The sequence below is a fragment of the Streptomyces sp. bgisy100 genome (assembly GCF_057709105.1).
The window spans coordinates 39,367-54,278 of the sequence record NZ_JBYITE010000018.1 but is presented as its reverse complement, the minus strand read 5'-3'; the positions used below and the strand labels follow the sequence as shown (position 1 = coordinate 54,278).

The following is a 14,912-nucleotide window of genomic DNA, read 5'->3' as shown; positions in this document are numbered from 1 at the left end:
GGGTCCTTCCCTGGAGCGGGCGTCGGCCTGTCTGGCTCGGCGACCGGTTGTGCTGTCCGGCTGCGGTCCTTGGGTTGCGGACCGGCCGGGGCGGTGGTCCGCCGGTACGGCGGAGAGATCAATTGATAATTCCGGCGCATTGCGCCGACTCCGGAGCGTGCTCGAATCTGCTCAGGCAGGCTGCTCAGGCAGTTTGGGAGGCTCCCGGAAGAGGGGTGGTCCCGAAGGGGGACACGGAGCACCGCACCTGAATGGTGCCGGGTGCAGACTTGAGGTTAACACTACCGGATCCAAAAACATTCCCCCTCACTCAAGACCGGCAAGCGTGTGTTCACCCGGTAATACGGCCCTCGCCGGTGCCGTCGGGCGTTCTGGTGCCGTCCGGGTGTCCGCCCCGTCCGGAGAGCGGCAGGACACTCGCCCCCGCCGCGTCGAGGGTGAGCGGATTGGCCGCCCAGCCCTCGCCCGCCAGCTGCGCCACCTTGTCGGCGGTGCTGCTGTCGGCGAGCGCGAGCACCGTCGGACCCGCGCCGGAGATGACCGCGGGGACGCCGTCCGCCCGCAGCCGGCCGACCAGGGCCACGCTCTGCGGCATCGCCGGGGAGCGGTACTCCTGGTGGAGCCGGTCCTCGGTGGCCGGCAGCAGCAGTTCGGGGCGCCGGGTGAGCGCCTCGACGAGCAGCGCGGCACGGCCCGCGTTGGTGGCCGCGTCCACATGCGGGACGGTGCGCGGCAGCAGGCCGCGGGCGGTCTCGGTGAGCACCGGCTTCGACGGCACGAAGACCACCGGAACGATGGATTCCGCAGGGGTCATCCGGATCGCGCGGGCGGCACCGGCGTCGGTCCACGCCAGGGTGAACCCGCCCAGCAGACACGCCGCGACGTTGTCCGGATGCCCCTCGATCTCGGTGGCCAGCTCCAGCAGCGCGGTGTCGTCGAGGCGCTCGGCGCCGCCTATCGTCACGGCGCGGGCGGCGACGATGCCCGCGCAGATGGCGGCGGAGGAGGAGCCCAGGCCGCGGCCGTGCGGAATGCGGTTGGCGCAGACGACCTCCAGCCCGCGCGGCTGCCCGCCGAGCAGGTCGAACGCGGTGCGCAGGGACCGGACGAGCAGATGACGCTCGTCCCGCGGCAGGGTCTCGGCGCCCTCACCGGCGATGTCGATGTGCAGACCGGAGTCGGCGACCCGGACGACCACGTCGTCGTAGAGGCCCAGGCTCAGCCCGAGGGCGTCGAAGCCCGGACCGAGGTTGGCGCTGGTGGCGGGGACGCGCACCCGTACGGCGGCGGCGCGGAAAGCGGGACCGGCCATCGGTCGATGACTCTCCTTGTGTGGAACGTGGGAATTCTCCCCGGACTTCCTCCCCGGGCCTCGCCGTGAGGAGTCCCGGAGGTCCCCCGCCAGGGGCCCGGCGGCCGCGCATCATCGCGGGCAAGCTGCGGCGGGGCGGGGTTTCGACTACCAGCCTATCGAAGGAAGGTTCTGCCGCGACATAGGGCGCACGGGAGGCGCACGATGCGTGTCGCACCCCAGCCTGTGCTTCCTTGAGGCGTTTCTCCCCGGATGTCCCGGGGAGAAGGGGCCGGACCAGGCGTTTCCCCGGGCTGCCGGGCCGGTCACCGGGACCGGGCGGCACCCCGGAGGGAAACGCCGTACGGGGTCAGGCGAGGCCGAGCCGCTCGGCGGCCGCGTCCGCGTCCACCGGGACGGTGACCGGCTGCGGCGCGCCCGCCACGGCCCAGTCCGGGTCCTTGAGGCCGTTGCCGGTGACCGTGCAGACGATCCGCTGGCCGGGGTCGACCTTGCCCTCCTCGGCGGCCTTCAGCAGGCCCGCGACGCTCGCGGCCGAGGCGGGCTCGACGAAGACGCCCTCCTGCGAGGCCAGCAGCCGGTAGGCCGCCAGGATCTGACGGTCGGTCACCGCGTCGATGAGGCCGCCGGACTCGTCGCGAGCGGCTTCCGCATAGGACCAGGAGGCCGGGTTGCCGATCCGGATCGCGGTGGCGATGGTCTGCGGGTCGAGCACCGGCTCGCCGCGGACGATCGGCGCCGCGCCGGAGGCCTGGAAGCCCCACATCCGCGGGCGGCGGGAGGAGACGCCGTCGTCCGCGTACTCGCGGTAGCCCCGCCAGTACGCGGTGATGTTGCCGGCGTTGCCGACCGGCAGCACATGGATGTCGGGGGCGTCCCCGAGCGCGTCGACGACCTCGAAGGAAGCGGTCTTCTGGCCCTCGATCCGGTACGGGTTGACCGAGTTGACCAGCGCCACCGGGTACTTCTCGGACAGCCCGCGGGCCAGGTTCAGGCAGTCGTCGAAGTTGCCCTCGACCTGCAGAATGCGCGAGCCGTAGACCAGGGCCTGGCCCATCTTGCCCATCGCGATCTTGCCCTGCGGGACCAGGACGGCGCAGACCATCCCCGCCCGGACGGCGTACGCGGCGGCCGAGGCGGAGGTGTTGCCGGTGGAGGCGCAGATGACGGCCTTCGCGCCCTCCTCCTTCGCCCGGGTGATGGCCATCGTCATGCCGCGGTCCTTGAAGGACCCGGTGGGGTTGGCGCCCTCGACCTTGAGGTGGACCTCGCAGCCGGTGCGCTCGGAGAGCACCTGCGCGGGAACGAGCGGCGTGCCGCCTTCGCGGAGGGTGACGACCGGCGTGTCAGCGGTCACGGGCAGCCGGTCGCGGTACTCCTCGATGATGCCGCGCCACTGATGAGTGCCGGTGGGCCGGTCGACGATTGCAGACATGTTCCTTACTCTCCTTCAACCCGCATGATGCTCGCGACGCCGCGCACGGTGTGCAGCCGGCGCAGCGCCTCGACGGTCGCCGAGAGGGCGGCGTCGGGCGCCCGGTGGGTGACGACCACGAGCGATGCCTCGCCGTCCTTGCCCTGCTGGCGGACCGTGTCGATGGACACGCCGTGCTCGGCGAAGACGGTGGCGACCTGGGCCAGGACGCCGGACTTGTCGGCGACGTCGAGGCTGATGTGATAGCGCGTGACGACCTCGCCCATCGGGCTGACCGGCAGCTGCGTGTACGCGGACTCGCCCGGCCCGGTCGCCTCGTTCACCTTGTTCCGGCAGACGGCGACCAGGTCACCCAGGACCGCCGACGCCGTCGGCGAGCCGCCCGCTCCGGGACCGTAGAACATCAGCTGCCCGGCGGCGTCCGCCTCGATGAAGACCGCGTTGTACGCCTCCCGGACGGAGGCCAGCGGGTGGCTGAGCGGGATCATCGCCGGGTGCACGCGCGCGGTGACCGAGCGGCCGTCGGCCGCCCGCTCGCAGATCGCCAGCAGCTTGACCGTGCAGCCCATGCGCTTGGCGGACGCGATGTCGGCCGCGGTGACCTCGGTGATGCCCTCACGGTGCACGTCGTCGATGGTGACGCGGGTGTGGAAGGCGATACCGGCCAGGATGGCGGCCTTGGCGGCGGCGTCGAAGCCCTCGACGTCGGCGGTCGGGTCGGCCTCGGCGTAGCCCAGCGCGGTCGCCTCGTCGAGCGCCTCGCTGTACCCGGCGCCGCTGGTGTCCATCTTGTCGAGGATGAAGTTCGTGGTGCCGTTGACGATGCCCAGGACACGGTTGACCTTGTCGCCGGCCATGGACTCGCGCAGCGGGCGCACCAGCGGGATGGCGCCGGCGACGGCCGCCTCGTAGTAGAGGTCGGTGCCGCGCTGCTCGGCGGCGGCGTGCAGGGCCGCGCCCTCCTCGGCGAGGAGCGCCTTGTTGGCGCTGACCACGCTGGCGCCGTGCTCGAAGGCGGTGGTGATCAGGCCCCGGGCGGGCTCGATCCCGCCGATGACCTCGATGACCACGTCGATGTCGCCGCGTTTGACCAGCGCCATCGCGTCGGTGGTGATCAGCTCCTCCGGAACGCCGTCCCGGACCCGGCCGGGACGGCGCACGGCGATACCGGCCAACTCGACGGGCGCACCGACCCGGGCGGCGAGATCGTCCGCGTGCGTCGTCATGATGCGCGCCACCTCTGAGCCGACCACTCCACAGCCCAGCAGCGCCACTTTCAGCGGACGCGTACGCATCATCCGACCTCGTTTCTCATCCATCGTGGTGTTGCACCAGTCTCACTCACCGGACGGGACTTTCTATCCCCGTTCCAGAATTCGAGATGCCGTTCTCGTAATGCTGAGAACGGCTCCTCAATTATCTCCGCCGCCCGTTGTGCGGCCGACCTCCGGGCCCCTCCGCCCGCTGGACGGCCCCGGAGGCCGGGCGTCCGCGCGGCCCCGGCCCGGGTCCGCGCGGACGCCCGGCCGGGGCTGTGCGGGCATCGGGCCGGGGCCCGTGCGGACGTCCGGGGGCGGGCCGGGGCCTGTGCGGACGTCCGGGGGCGGGCCGGGGCCTGTGACGGCTCCCGGCCCTCCGCCGACGGCCTACCCGACGTCGAGACGGAACAGATCCTCCTCCGTCTCCCGCCGGACGATCACCCGCGCCTCGCCGTCCTTGACCGCGACCACCGGCGGGCGCAGCGCATGGTTGTAGTTGCTCGCCATGGAGCGGCAGTACGCCCCCGTCGCCGGCACCGCGATCAGGTCGCCGGGCGCCAGGTCGGCGGGGAGGAAGGCGTCGCGGACCACGATGTCGCCGGACTCGCAGTGCTTGCCCACGACGCGGGAGAGCATCGGCTCGGCGTCGGAGGTCCGGGACACCAGGGCCACCGAGTACTCCGCGTCGTACAGCGCGGTGCGGATGTTGTCGGACATGCCGCCGTCCACACTGACGTAGGTCCGCAGCCCCTGCAGCGGCTTGACCGTTCCCACCTCGTACAGCGTGAACGCGGTGGGGCCGACGATCGCCCGGCCGGGCTCCACGGAGATCCGCGGCACGGCGAGACCGGCGCCCTCGCACTCACGGGTGACGATCTCGCTGAGCGCCTTCGCGATCTCGTGCGGCTCGCGGGGGTCGTCGTCGGCGGTGTACGCGATGCCGAGGCCGCCGCCGAGGTCGATCTCGGGCAACTCGACCCCGTGCTCGTCACGGACCTGCTTCAGCAGCCCGACGACCCGGTGGGCCGCCACCTCGAAGCCGGAGGTGTCGAAGATCTGCGAGCCGATGTGGGAGTGGATGCCGACGAGTTCCAGGTGTTCGAGCCGGAGCGCGCGGCTCACCGCCTCGGCGGCCTGGCCGGCGGCGAGCGGGAGACCGAACTTCTGGTCCTCGTGCGCGGTGGCGATGAATTCATGGGTGTGCGCCTCGACGCCCACGGTCACCCGGATCTGCACCCGCTGGCGCTTTCCGAGCTTCTCCGCGATGTGCGCGACCCGCACGATCTCCTGGAACGAATCGAGGACGATACGGCCGACGCCTTCCCGGACGGCACGCTCGATTTCCTCGGTCGACTTGTTGTTCCCGTGCAGCGCAATGCGCTCGGCGGGCATTCCGGCCGCGAGCGCGGTGGCCAGTTCGCCGCCGGAGCAGACGTCGAGATTCAGCCCCTCCTCGTGCAGCCACCGCACGACGGCGCGGGAGAGGAACGCCTTGCCGGCGTAGAAGACGTCGGCACCGTCCCCGAACGCCTCGCGCCAGGCACGGCAGCGGGCGCGGAAGTCCTCCTCGTCGAGGAAGTAGGCGGGCGTGCCGAACTCCTCGGCGAGCCGCTGCACGTCGAGACCGCCCACGGTCGCGACCCCGTCGGCGTCCCGCCCGACGGTCCGGGCCCAGACGCGCCGATCGAGGGCGTTGAGGTCGGCGGGCGGAGCGCTGTAGTGCCCCTCGGGGATGACGTCGGCGTACCGCGGGCCGGCGGGATGTGCGGAACGGCTCATGCGCGGGCCTCCAGTCCATTGGCCCGGGCGCCGGCGAGGGGCAGGGTGGGGGCTGCGGCGGTGGGGGTGTGGGCGGTGGGGGTGCCGGTGTACAGGGTGGACATGGGGTCCCGCCTGTTCATGGGGGTCTCGCTTCGTTCGTACGCGGGGGTCGCGTTGCGTCCGCACGCGGGGGCTGCGTTTCGTTCGTGCGCGGGGGCTGCGTGCACAGGAGCTGTGTTCACGGGGGATGTGCTCACGGGAGATGCGTTCACGGGGGCTCTGAACTCCTCAGAGATGTGCGGGTGCGGTGATGCCGAGCAGGTGCAGGCCGCCGGCGAGCACCGTCCCGGCCGCCTGGGCGAGGGCGACGCGGGCCCGGTGGGCGGCCTCGGGTTTCTCGTCACCGCGGGGCAGTACGGGGCAGGTGTCGTGAAAGCGGAAGAAGGCGTCAGCGGTCGCTTCCAGATGCCGCGCGACCCGATCGGGGGCGCGCAGCCGGGCAGCGGAGGCCAGAACGGCGGGGTACTCACCGATGGCCCCGAGGAGATCGTCGACGGCGGGCAGGTCGTCGGGGGCGGGCAGGCCTTCGATGTCGGGGTGGAGGGTGCCGGCTTCGCCGGGAATACCCAGGTCGGCAGCGTTACGGAGCAGCGCGCAGGTGCGGGCGTGGGCGTACCGGACGCGGAAGAGCGGGTTCACCTCACGCTGAGCGAGGAGCTCCTGAGCCTCGACACGGACGTGATCGTGGGCCGCGGGACGCAGCAGCGCCCAGCGCGCGGCGTCGGGACCGAGGGTGCGCAGCAGCTCGTCCGCGGACATGGCGACGGGCACGGGCCGGATGACGGAGGCGGAGGGGGTGGAGGACGGGGTGGCGGCGGAGGGGGCTCCGGCGGCGGATACGGAAGCCGTCCCGGGCCGGGGCGGCCGGGAACCGTCGACGTTGACGGACGCGCCGTCGTCGAAGCTCTCAGCGGCGTCCGCGGCCGAGGCTCCCTGGAAGCGTGCCCCGACGGGGACGCCGAGCCCGGCCCAAGCTGGATCACCGCCGGAGGCGAGGGGCTGTCCTTCTCCAGGCGACTGCCCTGCCCTTGGCTCACAACGGAGGGTGATGTCGGCCGCCCCCTGGGTGCGCATGATGCGGGCGACGGCGTCCGCGGTGACCGCGGCGCGGGTCTCATGGCGAAAGGCGAGCACGACGGCCTGCCCGGCCAGCGCGTCCCCGTACCCGTATCCGTCGCCCTGGCCGAGCACCTGCCGCACGAGCCCGGACTGCGAAGCGGAATCCAGCGTGATGTTGAGGAAGCCCGGGTCGGCGATCTCGACGCGAGCAACCCCTGTTGCCTGGGCGAGCCTGGGGCGCAGGATCTCGGCCACCCGGCGCGGCGTATGACCCGCGCTGCCGGCGAGCTGGAGGGCGATGTTGGTGGCGTAGTCCCCGCAGCCGGGGCGGGGCGGGCGGCGGACCACCGCACGCGTCGGTACGGTCACACGCAGCTCACCGGCCTCGACGGCACAACGCACGGTGCGGAGCACGGTGCGGGAGAGCTCGGCGGGTGTCACGGCACCAGCGTATGGGAGGAGGGGGGTGGGTCCGCGAACCGGATTCGCCCGAGGGCCGTCACCGTCCGCCGCCGTGACCGGGCCGCGCGCCCGCGCACGCCTGCCGTCCGGCTGCGGAGTCCGCCCGCCGACCATTGTGTTGACTCCCGCGGAGGCCCCAGCCGACCTTCACCGACGCGCCGAGCCGACCTGAGCGGACCGACGCACTGAGTTCGGTCTGAGCGGTGGGTTCCGACAGCCGGGTCAGCCGGCGGGGCGCACGGCAGGCTCGGGACCACTGCCCGCGCCGCTCGGACCGCTCACATCCCCGTCGGGGCCGGAGCTCCGGCTGCTGTCGACGAGTCTTCGCACCACTTGCACGAGCTCAGCGGGCTCAAAGGGTTTCGCCAGGAACGCTTCCACACCCAGGGTCTGCCCACGATCCACTTCCTGCTGCGCGCAGGCACTGACGATCGCCAGGGGGATGTCGCGCGTGGAGGGATCGGAACGCAGTCGGGAGGCGGTACGCATGCCGTCGAGCCGAGGCATGACGACATCAAGGGTGATCACATCGGGGCGCACGCGGTGCACAATCTCCAGGCACTCGGCACCATCGGCCGCGGTCACGACCTCGAACCCCTCAAGCTCGAGGTTGACCCTGATCAGCTGCCGGATGACCTTGTTGTCGTCGACCACAAGGACCCGGCCGGAGGAGCCAGGCACAAACCCGAGAGTAGGTCCGCGCCTCCGACTGCGTCCGGGTTTTGCCCACTTCCACCCCCTGCGGGGGACCTCCACGCGAGGGTTGACGCCCCTTTGCGCCACTTCCGACAACGACTGAGCCATCCCCGCACCGGGGACCTGCCCTGGATCGCGACCTCCCGGCTCGGCACCCCGCCCACAGCTCAGCATTCCCCAGGCCATGGCTCGGGGCCGGCTCGGTTCCGGGCAGGTAGCGGACGCATGGCGCTGAGCGGCCCGAGGCAGAGCCGGGCTCCGCACAGAAGACCGGAAGAGGAAGCGACGGGCACGGAGCGACTCGCCACCGAGCCCCGACCCGATCGCAGCGAGCACCTGCGGAAACCGTTCATGAGCACCCCATCGGAGCTGGTAGTGTTCTGTTCGTCGCCGCGAGCAGCAGCGACAACGCCCCCGTAGCTCAGGGGATAGAGCAACGGCCTCCGGAGCCGTGTGCGCAGGTTCGAATCCTGCCGGGGGCACCTTGTATGAGGTGCCCAAAGACCCCGCCATCAGCGCTTTCGCTGAGACGGGGTCTTCGCGTATGTGCAGGCGTGTGCCGCTCGGAGCAGCCGTATGTCGGCGGCCGTGGACTGTTCGTGGGCAGGAGGGCCGGTCATCGGCGCAGGTCACTGCGGCATGGCGAAGCCGCGGGACGTGTCCAGGGGCTTCGGAGGGCCCGCCCTGGAGATCACTCGTATTCGCGAAACGGGTCCTCGATCTGTGAAGCCTCAGCCGGTGGCTTTGGCGATGATGCGGTCCATCTCCTCCCGGCCGAAGGCCCGCAGGGTGGTGGGACGGACATTGCCCAGGCCGGCGACCTGCAAGAGCACCGCGGTGGCGGTCTCGTCATCGGGCGCCTCCACCACTGCCACGAGGTCGTACGGACCGACGGTCCAGTAGAGGTTCAGCACTTTCACCCCCATCTTCTGTGCCGCCGCGGCGAAGGCCTCGGCGCGCTGCGGGGTGTCCTTGTAGCCCCGGATCCCCTGATCGGTCCAGTTCAGCAACGAGACAAACGTCGGCATGGTCATTCACCCCTATGAAGGAGACACAACACATCGTCGGTCAAAGCTGAACACCGTGGCGCGTCGTGCGCATGCAGGGGCAGGCCGGACGGGCGATGACGGCACCCTGTGCCGCCGAACGCCTGACGTCGGTCGGCGACCGGCGACCGGCGACCGGCGACCGGCGACCGGGCAGCTTCGGTCCCCCGTGACGAGTCCGGTCTCCCCTCATGGTGCGGGGTCCCGCCGGGTCGGCGCCGGCCGGCCGATCCTGTCGTCAGTGGTCGCCGTGGTTCGTCAGGAGGCGTTCCATGTGGTCGAAGCGGGTGTGGAGGGCGCGGAGTTCGGTGTCCAGGGCCTCCTCGCCCTCGTGGGTGTACTGGCGGACCTCCGTGCCGAGGCGGTGGGCGTCCTGTTGGGCCTTGCCGACGAACCAGGTGGCGATCGCCGCGGTGACCATGCCGAAGGTGGTGATGCCGGCCAGCATGACGACCGAGGCGATGACCCGTCCCCAGGCCGTCACCGGGTACAGGTCCCCGTAGCCGACGGTGGTCGCGGTCTCGATGGACCACCAGACGGCCTTGGGGAACGAGGTGATGTTGGCGCCCGGGGCACCGTGTTCGGCGGGGACGACCAGGGCCGAGCCCGCCAGCAGGACGAGTGCGGTGGCCAGCGACATGCCGAGTGCGGCCCGGACGTGGAAGGTGCGCCACCACTTCTTGCCCAGCAGCCGGCCGAGGAAGAGCACGAAGAACGACTGCTGCACGGAACGCATCCCCCTGGCGACGGGCACGGGCAGGGCTTCGGGGCGAGGCTACCGCCGCGGGAGGCGGGTGCAGGGCTGACACACGCGGCCGGCTGCGGGTGGGCGGAGTACCGCCTGTCGGTCAGCCGTCCGTGTCAGCCGTCGCTCCCGGGTGCGCCGCGCCGTGGGCCGCGCGGGAGCGGGTCCATGTCTCCTCGGTGATCAGGCCGCGGTCCCGGAGGCGGTCCAGGGCGATGTCGCCGCGTGGGGCGCGGACCGCGGTGGTCAGGGCTTTCAGCAGGGCCGGGCGGGCGCGGGCGGGGTCGCCTCGGTCGTGGGCGTCGAAGGCCTGTTCCGCAGCGGTGAAGGGGTCGTCGGGGGCGGCTTCGGCGGCTTCCGTCAGGTGCCGGGCCGCGGCGTCCCGGTCCCCGAAGGCCAGCGCGGCGCCGTAGCGGCCCATGGCCAGGCCGTGCCGCAGGCCCGCCGGGTCCGCGGCCATGGCGGTGCCGGGTGCCTGGCGCAGGGCGTCGGCGCCCTTGCCGAACAGCCGGTCCGCGCGGTGCGGTTCGCGGGCCGTGAGAGCCAGGTGGCCCAGGCGCAGCAGGACATCGGGGTTGAGGGGGCGCAGGACGAGGAGTTCGGTCCAGGTCTTCTCGGCCTCCGCGGCACGTCCCAGGCTCTCCTGGCAGTCGCCGAGCCGGAGCAGGGCGAGCGGGCCCGGTTCGGTCGCCGGGCCGGGGAGGGCGGCGAGGACGTGGCGGAGGTCCTGTTCCGCGGTGCGGGCGTCGCCGCTGTCGTACGCCGATTCGGCGCGCATCAGGAGGGGTTCGACGGTGCCCTCCAGGGTGGGTGCGGCGTGCACCAGGGCCCAGTCGAGGAGTTCGCGCACCCGGGGCGCGTGTCCGGAACCTCCGTAGAGCAGCACCCTGGCCGCTCCGACGACCAGCGGCCCGCTGTGCGGCGTCTGTTCCAGGGCGGGGGCCAGGCGCCGCAGGGCGGCCTCGGCGTGGCCCGCGGCCAGGAGTTCGGCCGCGGCCCGGAGCGTGCCGCGCAGTTCCTCGAAGCCCGTGCGGATCTCGGCCGGCAGGACCGGTCCGGCGACGCGCCGGCGCCAGTCGCCGAGGACCGCGTCGACGGTGCCGGGCCGCAGGGCCCGGTCGGGCGGGGCTGAAGTGCGGGAGGTCCAGCCGGGGACGAACAGCGGCAGCGGCGGGGCGACGGGCTCGCGCCGGGGCGGTACGCCGAGCGTGCGGGCGGGGTCGGCCGGGCCGCCGGTGCGGTCGTCGACGGACACCCAGGCGGGCGCGCGGAAGTTCTTGACCTGCACTTCGACGGGCCAGAAGGCCGACGAGGAGGTGCCGTGCAGATCGTGCGAGACGACGTCGCGGTAGAGGTCGTCGGAGACGATGACGGCGAGGCCGGCCGCGGGGTAGGCGTCGACGGCGCCGCGCAGGGCGGCGCTGTCGAGCATGCGGGGCACCTCGATGGCCACATTGGTGGAGTAGCCGAGCGGCTGTTCGCGGAGCATGCCCTGGCCGAGGCTGAGCCGGGCCCGCATCCGGGCGGCGTCCGCCGCCGTCGCGTTGTGGTGGCGCAGGCCGGCGCCGAGGACCCGGCAGAACGCGGCGATCGTCCGGGCCTCGTCGATCCCGGCGGGGAGGACGATGAACGCCCCGTCCCCGGCCGCCTGGAGCCGCCACTGCCGGAAGTCCGTTCCGCCGTCGATCGCGGTGGCCCGGAGCAGGAGGTGCAGCAGCCGTTGCAGCGCCTCCCGCTCCGGGGCGCGGGTGCGGCGGCTCCACGCGACGATGTCCACGCCCGCGCAGAGCCGCCGTTCGCCGGAGAGCATCATGCGGCCGGTCAGTACCGGAACCAGTCGACGATGCTGTCCCATATCGAGCCGATGGTGTTCTTGAGCGACTCCCACAGGCTCCGGGCGGCGTCGCGCAGCCACCGCAGGAAGGCGTCGACGTTCGCGAGGACCTGTTCCAGTTTGCTGCGCGACAGCTGGTCGAGCATGGTTTCGAGTCTGGCCCGCTGGGCGCTGGTGAGTGTGGCCACGGTGGTCGTTTCCTTCCGGGGTGCTCGGATCCGGGGGTTCTCAGATGAAGAGGCGGCGTACCCGCTGCCAGATGTCGTGGGCGTAGGCCCGTACGCGCCTGAGGAGTTCGCTGCCCGCGTCCAGCACGTCGGCCAGCCATTCCAGGAAGGCCGACACCGAGCGCAGGATCGCGGCGAGGGAGGTCTGGGATTCGCGTTCCAGGAGGCGGTGGATCTCGGCCTGCTGGCGGTTGGAGAGGGTCACCGCGGTCATGCCTTTCCGGAGCCCTGGCCCTCGGCACGCCGCCGGGCGACGTACTCCTGGACCTCGGGGGCGGCCAGTTCGAAGGGGTCGGCGGTGTCGACGGGCAGTTTCCAGGCGGCCTTTCCGGCGGACTTGATGAGGGTGATCAGCAGGTCGTCGAGCCGGTAGCGGCGCTCGGCGGAGTAGTGGGCGATGTTTCCGGCGCGCAGTCCCGGGACCTGGCGGGCGAGTTTGCGCGCGATGTCGCGGCACCGGCCGTCGATGGACTTCTCCTGCTCGACGTCGGGGAAGTTGAGGGTGGCGTCCCAGCTGCCGGGGCCGATGAGGTCGACCTTGTTGAGGCCGATGACCAGGCGGCGGCGCCGGCCGTCGTTGAGGATCGGCAGGATGACGTCGTTGAAGATCCGCTGGTCCTCGCCGAGGAGCCGTTCGGTGGCCTCCAGCACGTAGAGCACGACATCGGCCTGCGGCAGATGCTCGCGGTAGATGCCCTCGAAGATGCGGTCCTCCTCGATGCCCTCGCCGAGTCCCGGCATGTCGAGGATGTGCAGGGCGCCGCCGCCGCGCAGGGCGAACTCCTTGAGCTGCGCCTCCGAGGTGCCGCGCAGGGCGTGGCTGACCTTGAACTCGGCGGAGAACAGGTTGTTGATGGTGGTGGTCTTGCCGACGCCCGCCTTGCCGATGACGGCGACCCGGGGCGGGTTGGCGGCGCGCTCCTCGGTGACGAGCCGGGTGAGCTTGTCGGTGTTCTCGTCGCCGAGGATGCGGCGGAGGGCGTCGGGGGCCTTGCCGGTCTGGGTGAGCCCGAACATGCCGTTCAGGAAGGTCTTGTCCTTGTCCATGGTGGTCAGCGCTCCGTGGTGGAAGCGGCCATGAGGCCGACGCGGATGTGTTCGGTGAGCGTGTCCAGGCCGTACTGCTCGGTCGTGGAACACGGGATGATGTCGCCCTCGGTGAGGGCGGGCAGGTAGGGCGCGAGCTTCCCGTAGACGTTGCCGACCTGCTGGGTCAGCGCGACGCGCTGGCCGGGCGAGGGCCGGCGGGCGGCGTGGTCCCAGTCGCCGGGGCCGATGGTGTCGGCCCGGGTGATGGCGACCGTGACGCCGGTGTGCGGTCCGAGTGTGTGGGCGAGGGCCCGGAGCGCCTCCTGGTCGGGGCGGAAGGCCCGCGGGTGGGCCTGGACGACCCAGACCGCGTGGTCCAGCCGGGGCAGCAGCGCGGTGTACAGCTCCCGGTACGCCTCCTCCGTCTCCTGGCTCTCGGCGTAGCCGGGTGTGTCGACGACGTCGACGGGAAGGGCGCCGTGCCCGGCGGTGCGGAGCACGGCGGGGACGTGGTGCAGGTCCAGCGTGGTGGCCCGGTACCGCCCCGTTTCGAGGTCGAGGCCGAACAGGGCATTGATCAGTGAGGACTTGCCGGCCCCGCACTTGCCGAGGAACGCAATGCGCATCGCGGGACTCCTTTCAGCCGTTGGCCTCGTTTCTACGGGAGCCGGGGGAAGCGGACCCCGAGCCAGGACGGGGTTCGGGCCGCGGGTGTCGAACAGTTCGCACCAGGTCCACCGGCCGTCGGTGAAGGAACCGTGCCGGGGCAGGGCGGAGCGGTCGGCGTGGGGGGTGGTGGGGGCGGACGGGGCGGCGGAGCGGGCGTCGGTCGCGGTGCGGGCGGGCCGGGGGGCGTCCGCAGGCACGGCATCGGGGCGGGACACGGCGGGACCGGGGGCGGCATCGGGGCGGGACACGGTGGCGCCGTGGGCCGTGCCGGACGCGGTGGGGCCCGGGGCGTCGGCGGTGAAGGCATGGACGTCGGTGATGGAGGCATGGACGTCGGTGGTGGAGGCATGGACGTCGGTGGTGGAGACATCGGTCCGGGAGACGGAGAGGTCGTGGGCCAGTGGCTCGGCGGCCACCACGACGAGGTCGGTGTCCGGCCGGGCGGCGAGCCGGCTCTCCAGCCAGGCTCCGGAGCAGGTGCGGCGGACGGCGACCACCGCCCCTCCGCCGAAGCCGGCTTCGCCGAGCCGGGTGAGCCCTTCGGCGACGGCGATCCGGAGCCGAAGGCGGTGGGGGGCGCCGCCGGGCGTGCGGGCCCGGTGGTCCGCGGCGGCCGGGTGCACGGAGGGCCCGGCCGCGGGTCCGGGGGGTGCTGCGGGCCCGGCCGCGGGTCCGGGGGGTGCCGCGGGCCCGGGGTGAAGCGCGAGTCCGGGATGTGCCGCGGGTCCGGGGTGCGCCGCGGGCCCTGAGTGGTCGGCAGGTTCCGAGTGGGCAGCGGGTCCCGAGTCGTCCGCGGGCGCCGAGTCGTCCGGCGGTCCTGAGTCATCCGCGCGTCCCGAGCCCTCCGTGGGTCCCGAGGTGGGTCCCGAGCCGTGCGCCGGTCCATGGCGAGCTCCGGCGTTGTGCGCGGCGAGGAGATCGCGGAGCCGCCGGAGGAAGGTGGCCAGCGCGGCCGGTTCGTCGATTCCGGGCGGCCACACTCCGAGCACGTTGCCCTCGGAGGTGGCCTCCCACAGCACCCGGTCCAGTCCGGGTACCGCGCAGGCGTCCCACAGCAGCGGGAGCACGTTGTCCGTCCCGTCCGGCACACCCACCGCGACGCACAAGCGGCGGACGTCGTGCGGGACTTCCAGGGTCGTGTCGGGGGGTTGCCCGACGGGGCCTTGTGTCATCCGCTCACGGTGCCGGGGCCCGCCTCCCCGCACACCGCAATGGAGCGGGATTGGGCGCCCCGGCCGGTACCGGCCGAACAGGCTCCGGGGCATGGCGGGTCACGGGGACGGCGGCGCGGGATTTCGCGCGGAACCGGGCCGGCGAC

13 protein-coding genes and 1 tRNA gene are annotated in these 14,912 nt (G+C 72.6%); 1 reads left to right on the top strand and 13 read right to left on the bottom strand.

Annotated features, from left to right (window positions below):
• Window positions 1-331: 331 nt before the first annotated feature.
• The 6 genes from thrB to AC3EQ1_RS14940 form a co-directional block, all read right to left on the bottom strand.
• Complete coding sequence (gene thrB, locus AC3EQ1_RS14965) at window positions 332-1,312, bottom strand: homoserine kinase (RefSeq protein WP_432094798.1); 981 nt, start codon at window positions 1,310-1,312, stop codon at window positions 332-334.
• Window positions 1,313-1,661: 349 nt separating this feature from the next.
• The gene (gene thrC, locus AC3EQ1_RS14960) at window positions 1,662-2,747 is read right to left on the bottom strand and encodes a threonine synthase (RefSeq protein WP_388851227.1); all 1,086 of its coding nucleotides are present in this window, start codon (window positions 2,745-2,747) and stop codon (window positions 1,662-1,664) included.
• A gap of 5 nt (window positions 2,748-2,752) precedes the next feature.
• On the bottom strand, window positions 2,753-4,045 hold the full coding sequence (locus AC3EQ1_RS14955) for a homoserine dehydrogenase (RefSeq protein WP_432094797.1): 1,293 nt from the start codon (window positions 4,043-4,045) through the stop codon (window positions 2,753-2,755).
• Between the two features lie 348 nt (window positions 4,046-4,393).
• Window positions 4,394-5,785 (bottom strand): diaminopimelate decarboxylase, encoded by a 1,392-nt coding sequence (lysA, locus tag AC3EQ1_RS14950; protein WP_432094796.1) that lies wholly within the window; start codon window positions 5,783-5,785, stop codon window positions 4,394-4,396.
• A gap of 270 nt (window positions 5,786-6,055) precedes the next feature.
• The gene (nrtL, locus tag AC3EQ1_RS14945; protein ID WP_432094795.1) at window positions 6,056-7,327 is read right to left on the bottom strand and encodes an ArgS-related anticodon-binding protein NrtL; all 1,272 of its coding nucleotides are present in this window, start codon (window positions 7,325-7,327) and stop codon (window positions 6,056-6,058) included.
• Between the two features lie 243 nt (window positions 7,328-7,570).
• On the bottom strand, window positions 7,571-8,029 hold the full coding sequence (locus AC3EQ1_RS14940; RefSeq protein ID WP_432094794.1) for a response regulator: 459 nt from the start codon (window positions 8,027-8,029) through the stop codon (window positions 7,571-7,573).
• Window positions 8,030-8,454: 425 nt separating this feature from the next.
• Between AC3EQ1_RS14940 and AC3EQ1_RS14935 the strand changes: the two genes are divergently transcribed.
• Window positions 8,455-8,526: transfer RNA gene (locus AC3EQ1_RS14935), tRNA-Arg, on the top strand.
• Between the two features lie 249 nt (window positions 8,527-8,775).
• Here AC3EQ1_RS14935 and AC3EQ1_RS14930 read toward each other — a convergent pair.
• The 7 genes from AC3EQ1_RS14930 to AC3EQ1_RS14900 all read right to left on the bottom strand — a co-directional run bounded on the left by AC3EQ1_RS14930 (window position 8,776) and on the right by AC3EQ1_RS14900 (window position 14,766).
• Complete coding sequence (locus AC3EQ1_RS14930; protein WP_351510017.1) at window positions 8,776-9,072, bottom strand: GYD domain-containing protein; 297 nt, start codon at window positions 9,070-9,072, stop codon at window positions 8,776-8,778.
• A 256-nt stretch (window positions 9,073-9,328) separates the two neighbouring features.
• A complete protein-coding gene (locus tag AC3EQ1_RS14925) occupies window positions 9,329-9,826 on the bottom strand; it encodes a potassium channel family protein (protein ID WP_432094847.1) in 498 nt (165 codons plus the stop codon).
• Between the two features lie 112 nt (window positions 9,827-9,938).
• Window positions 9,939-11,690 (bottom strand): tetratricopeptide repeat protein, encoded by a 1,752-nt coding sequence (locus AC3EQ1_RS14920; RefSeq protein WP_432094793.1) that lies wholly within the window; start codon window positions 11,688-11,690, stop codon window positions 9,939-9,941.
• On the bottom strand, window positions 11,657-11,857 hold the full coding sequence (locus AC3EQ1_RS14915; protein ID WP_351509956.1) for a hypothetical protein: 201 nt from the start codon (window positions 11,855-11,857) through the stop codon (window positions 11,657-11,659). The genes AC3EQ1_RS14920 and AC3EQ1_RS14915 overlap by 34 nt, the downstream gene beginning before the upstream one ends.
• A gap of 40 nt (window positions 11,858-11,897) precedes the next feature.
• On the bottom strand, window positions 11,898-12,110 hold the full coding sequence (locus AC3EQ1_RS14910; RefSeq protein ID WP_351509958.1) for a hypothetical protein: 213 nt from the start codon (window positions 12,108-12,110) through the stop codon (window positions 11,898-11,900).
• Window positions 12,107-12,943 carry a GTPase family protein gene (locus tag AC3EQ1_RS14905; RefSeq protein ID WP_351509959.1) on the bottom strand — a complete coding sequence of 279 codons (837 nt, stop codon included), beginning with the start codon at window positions 12,941-12,943 and terminating at the stop codon, window positions 12,107-12,109. The genes AC3EQ1_RS14910 and AC3EQ1_RS14905 overlap by 4 nt, the downstream gene beginning before the upstream one ends.
• 5 nt (window positions 12,944-12,948) lie before the next feature.
• Window positions 12,949-14,766, bottom strand: a complete 1,818-nt coding sequence (locus AC3EQ1_RS14900; RefSeq protein ID WP_432094792.1) for a GTPase family protein — start codon at window positions 14,764-14,766, stop codon at window positions 12,949-12,951.
• Window positions 14,767-14,912 lie beyond the last annotated feature (146 nt).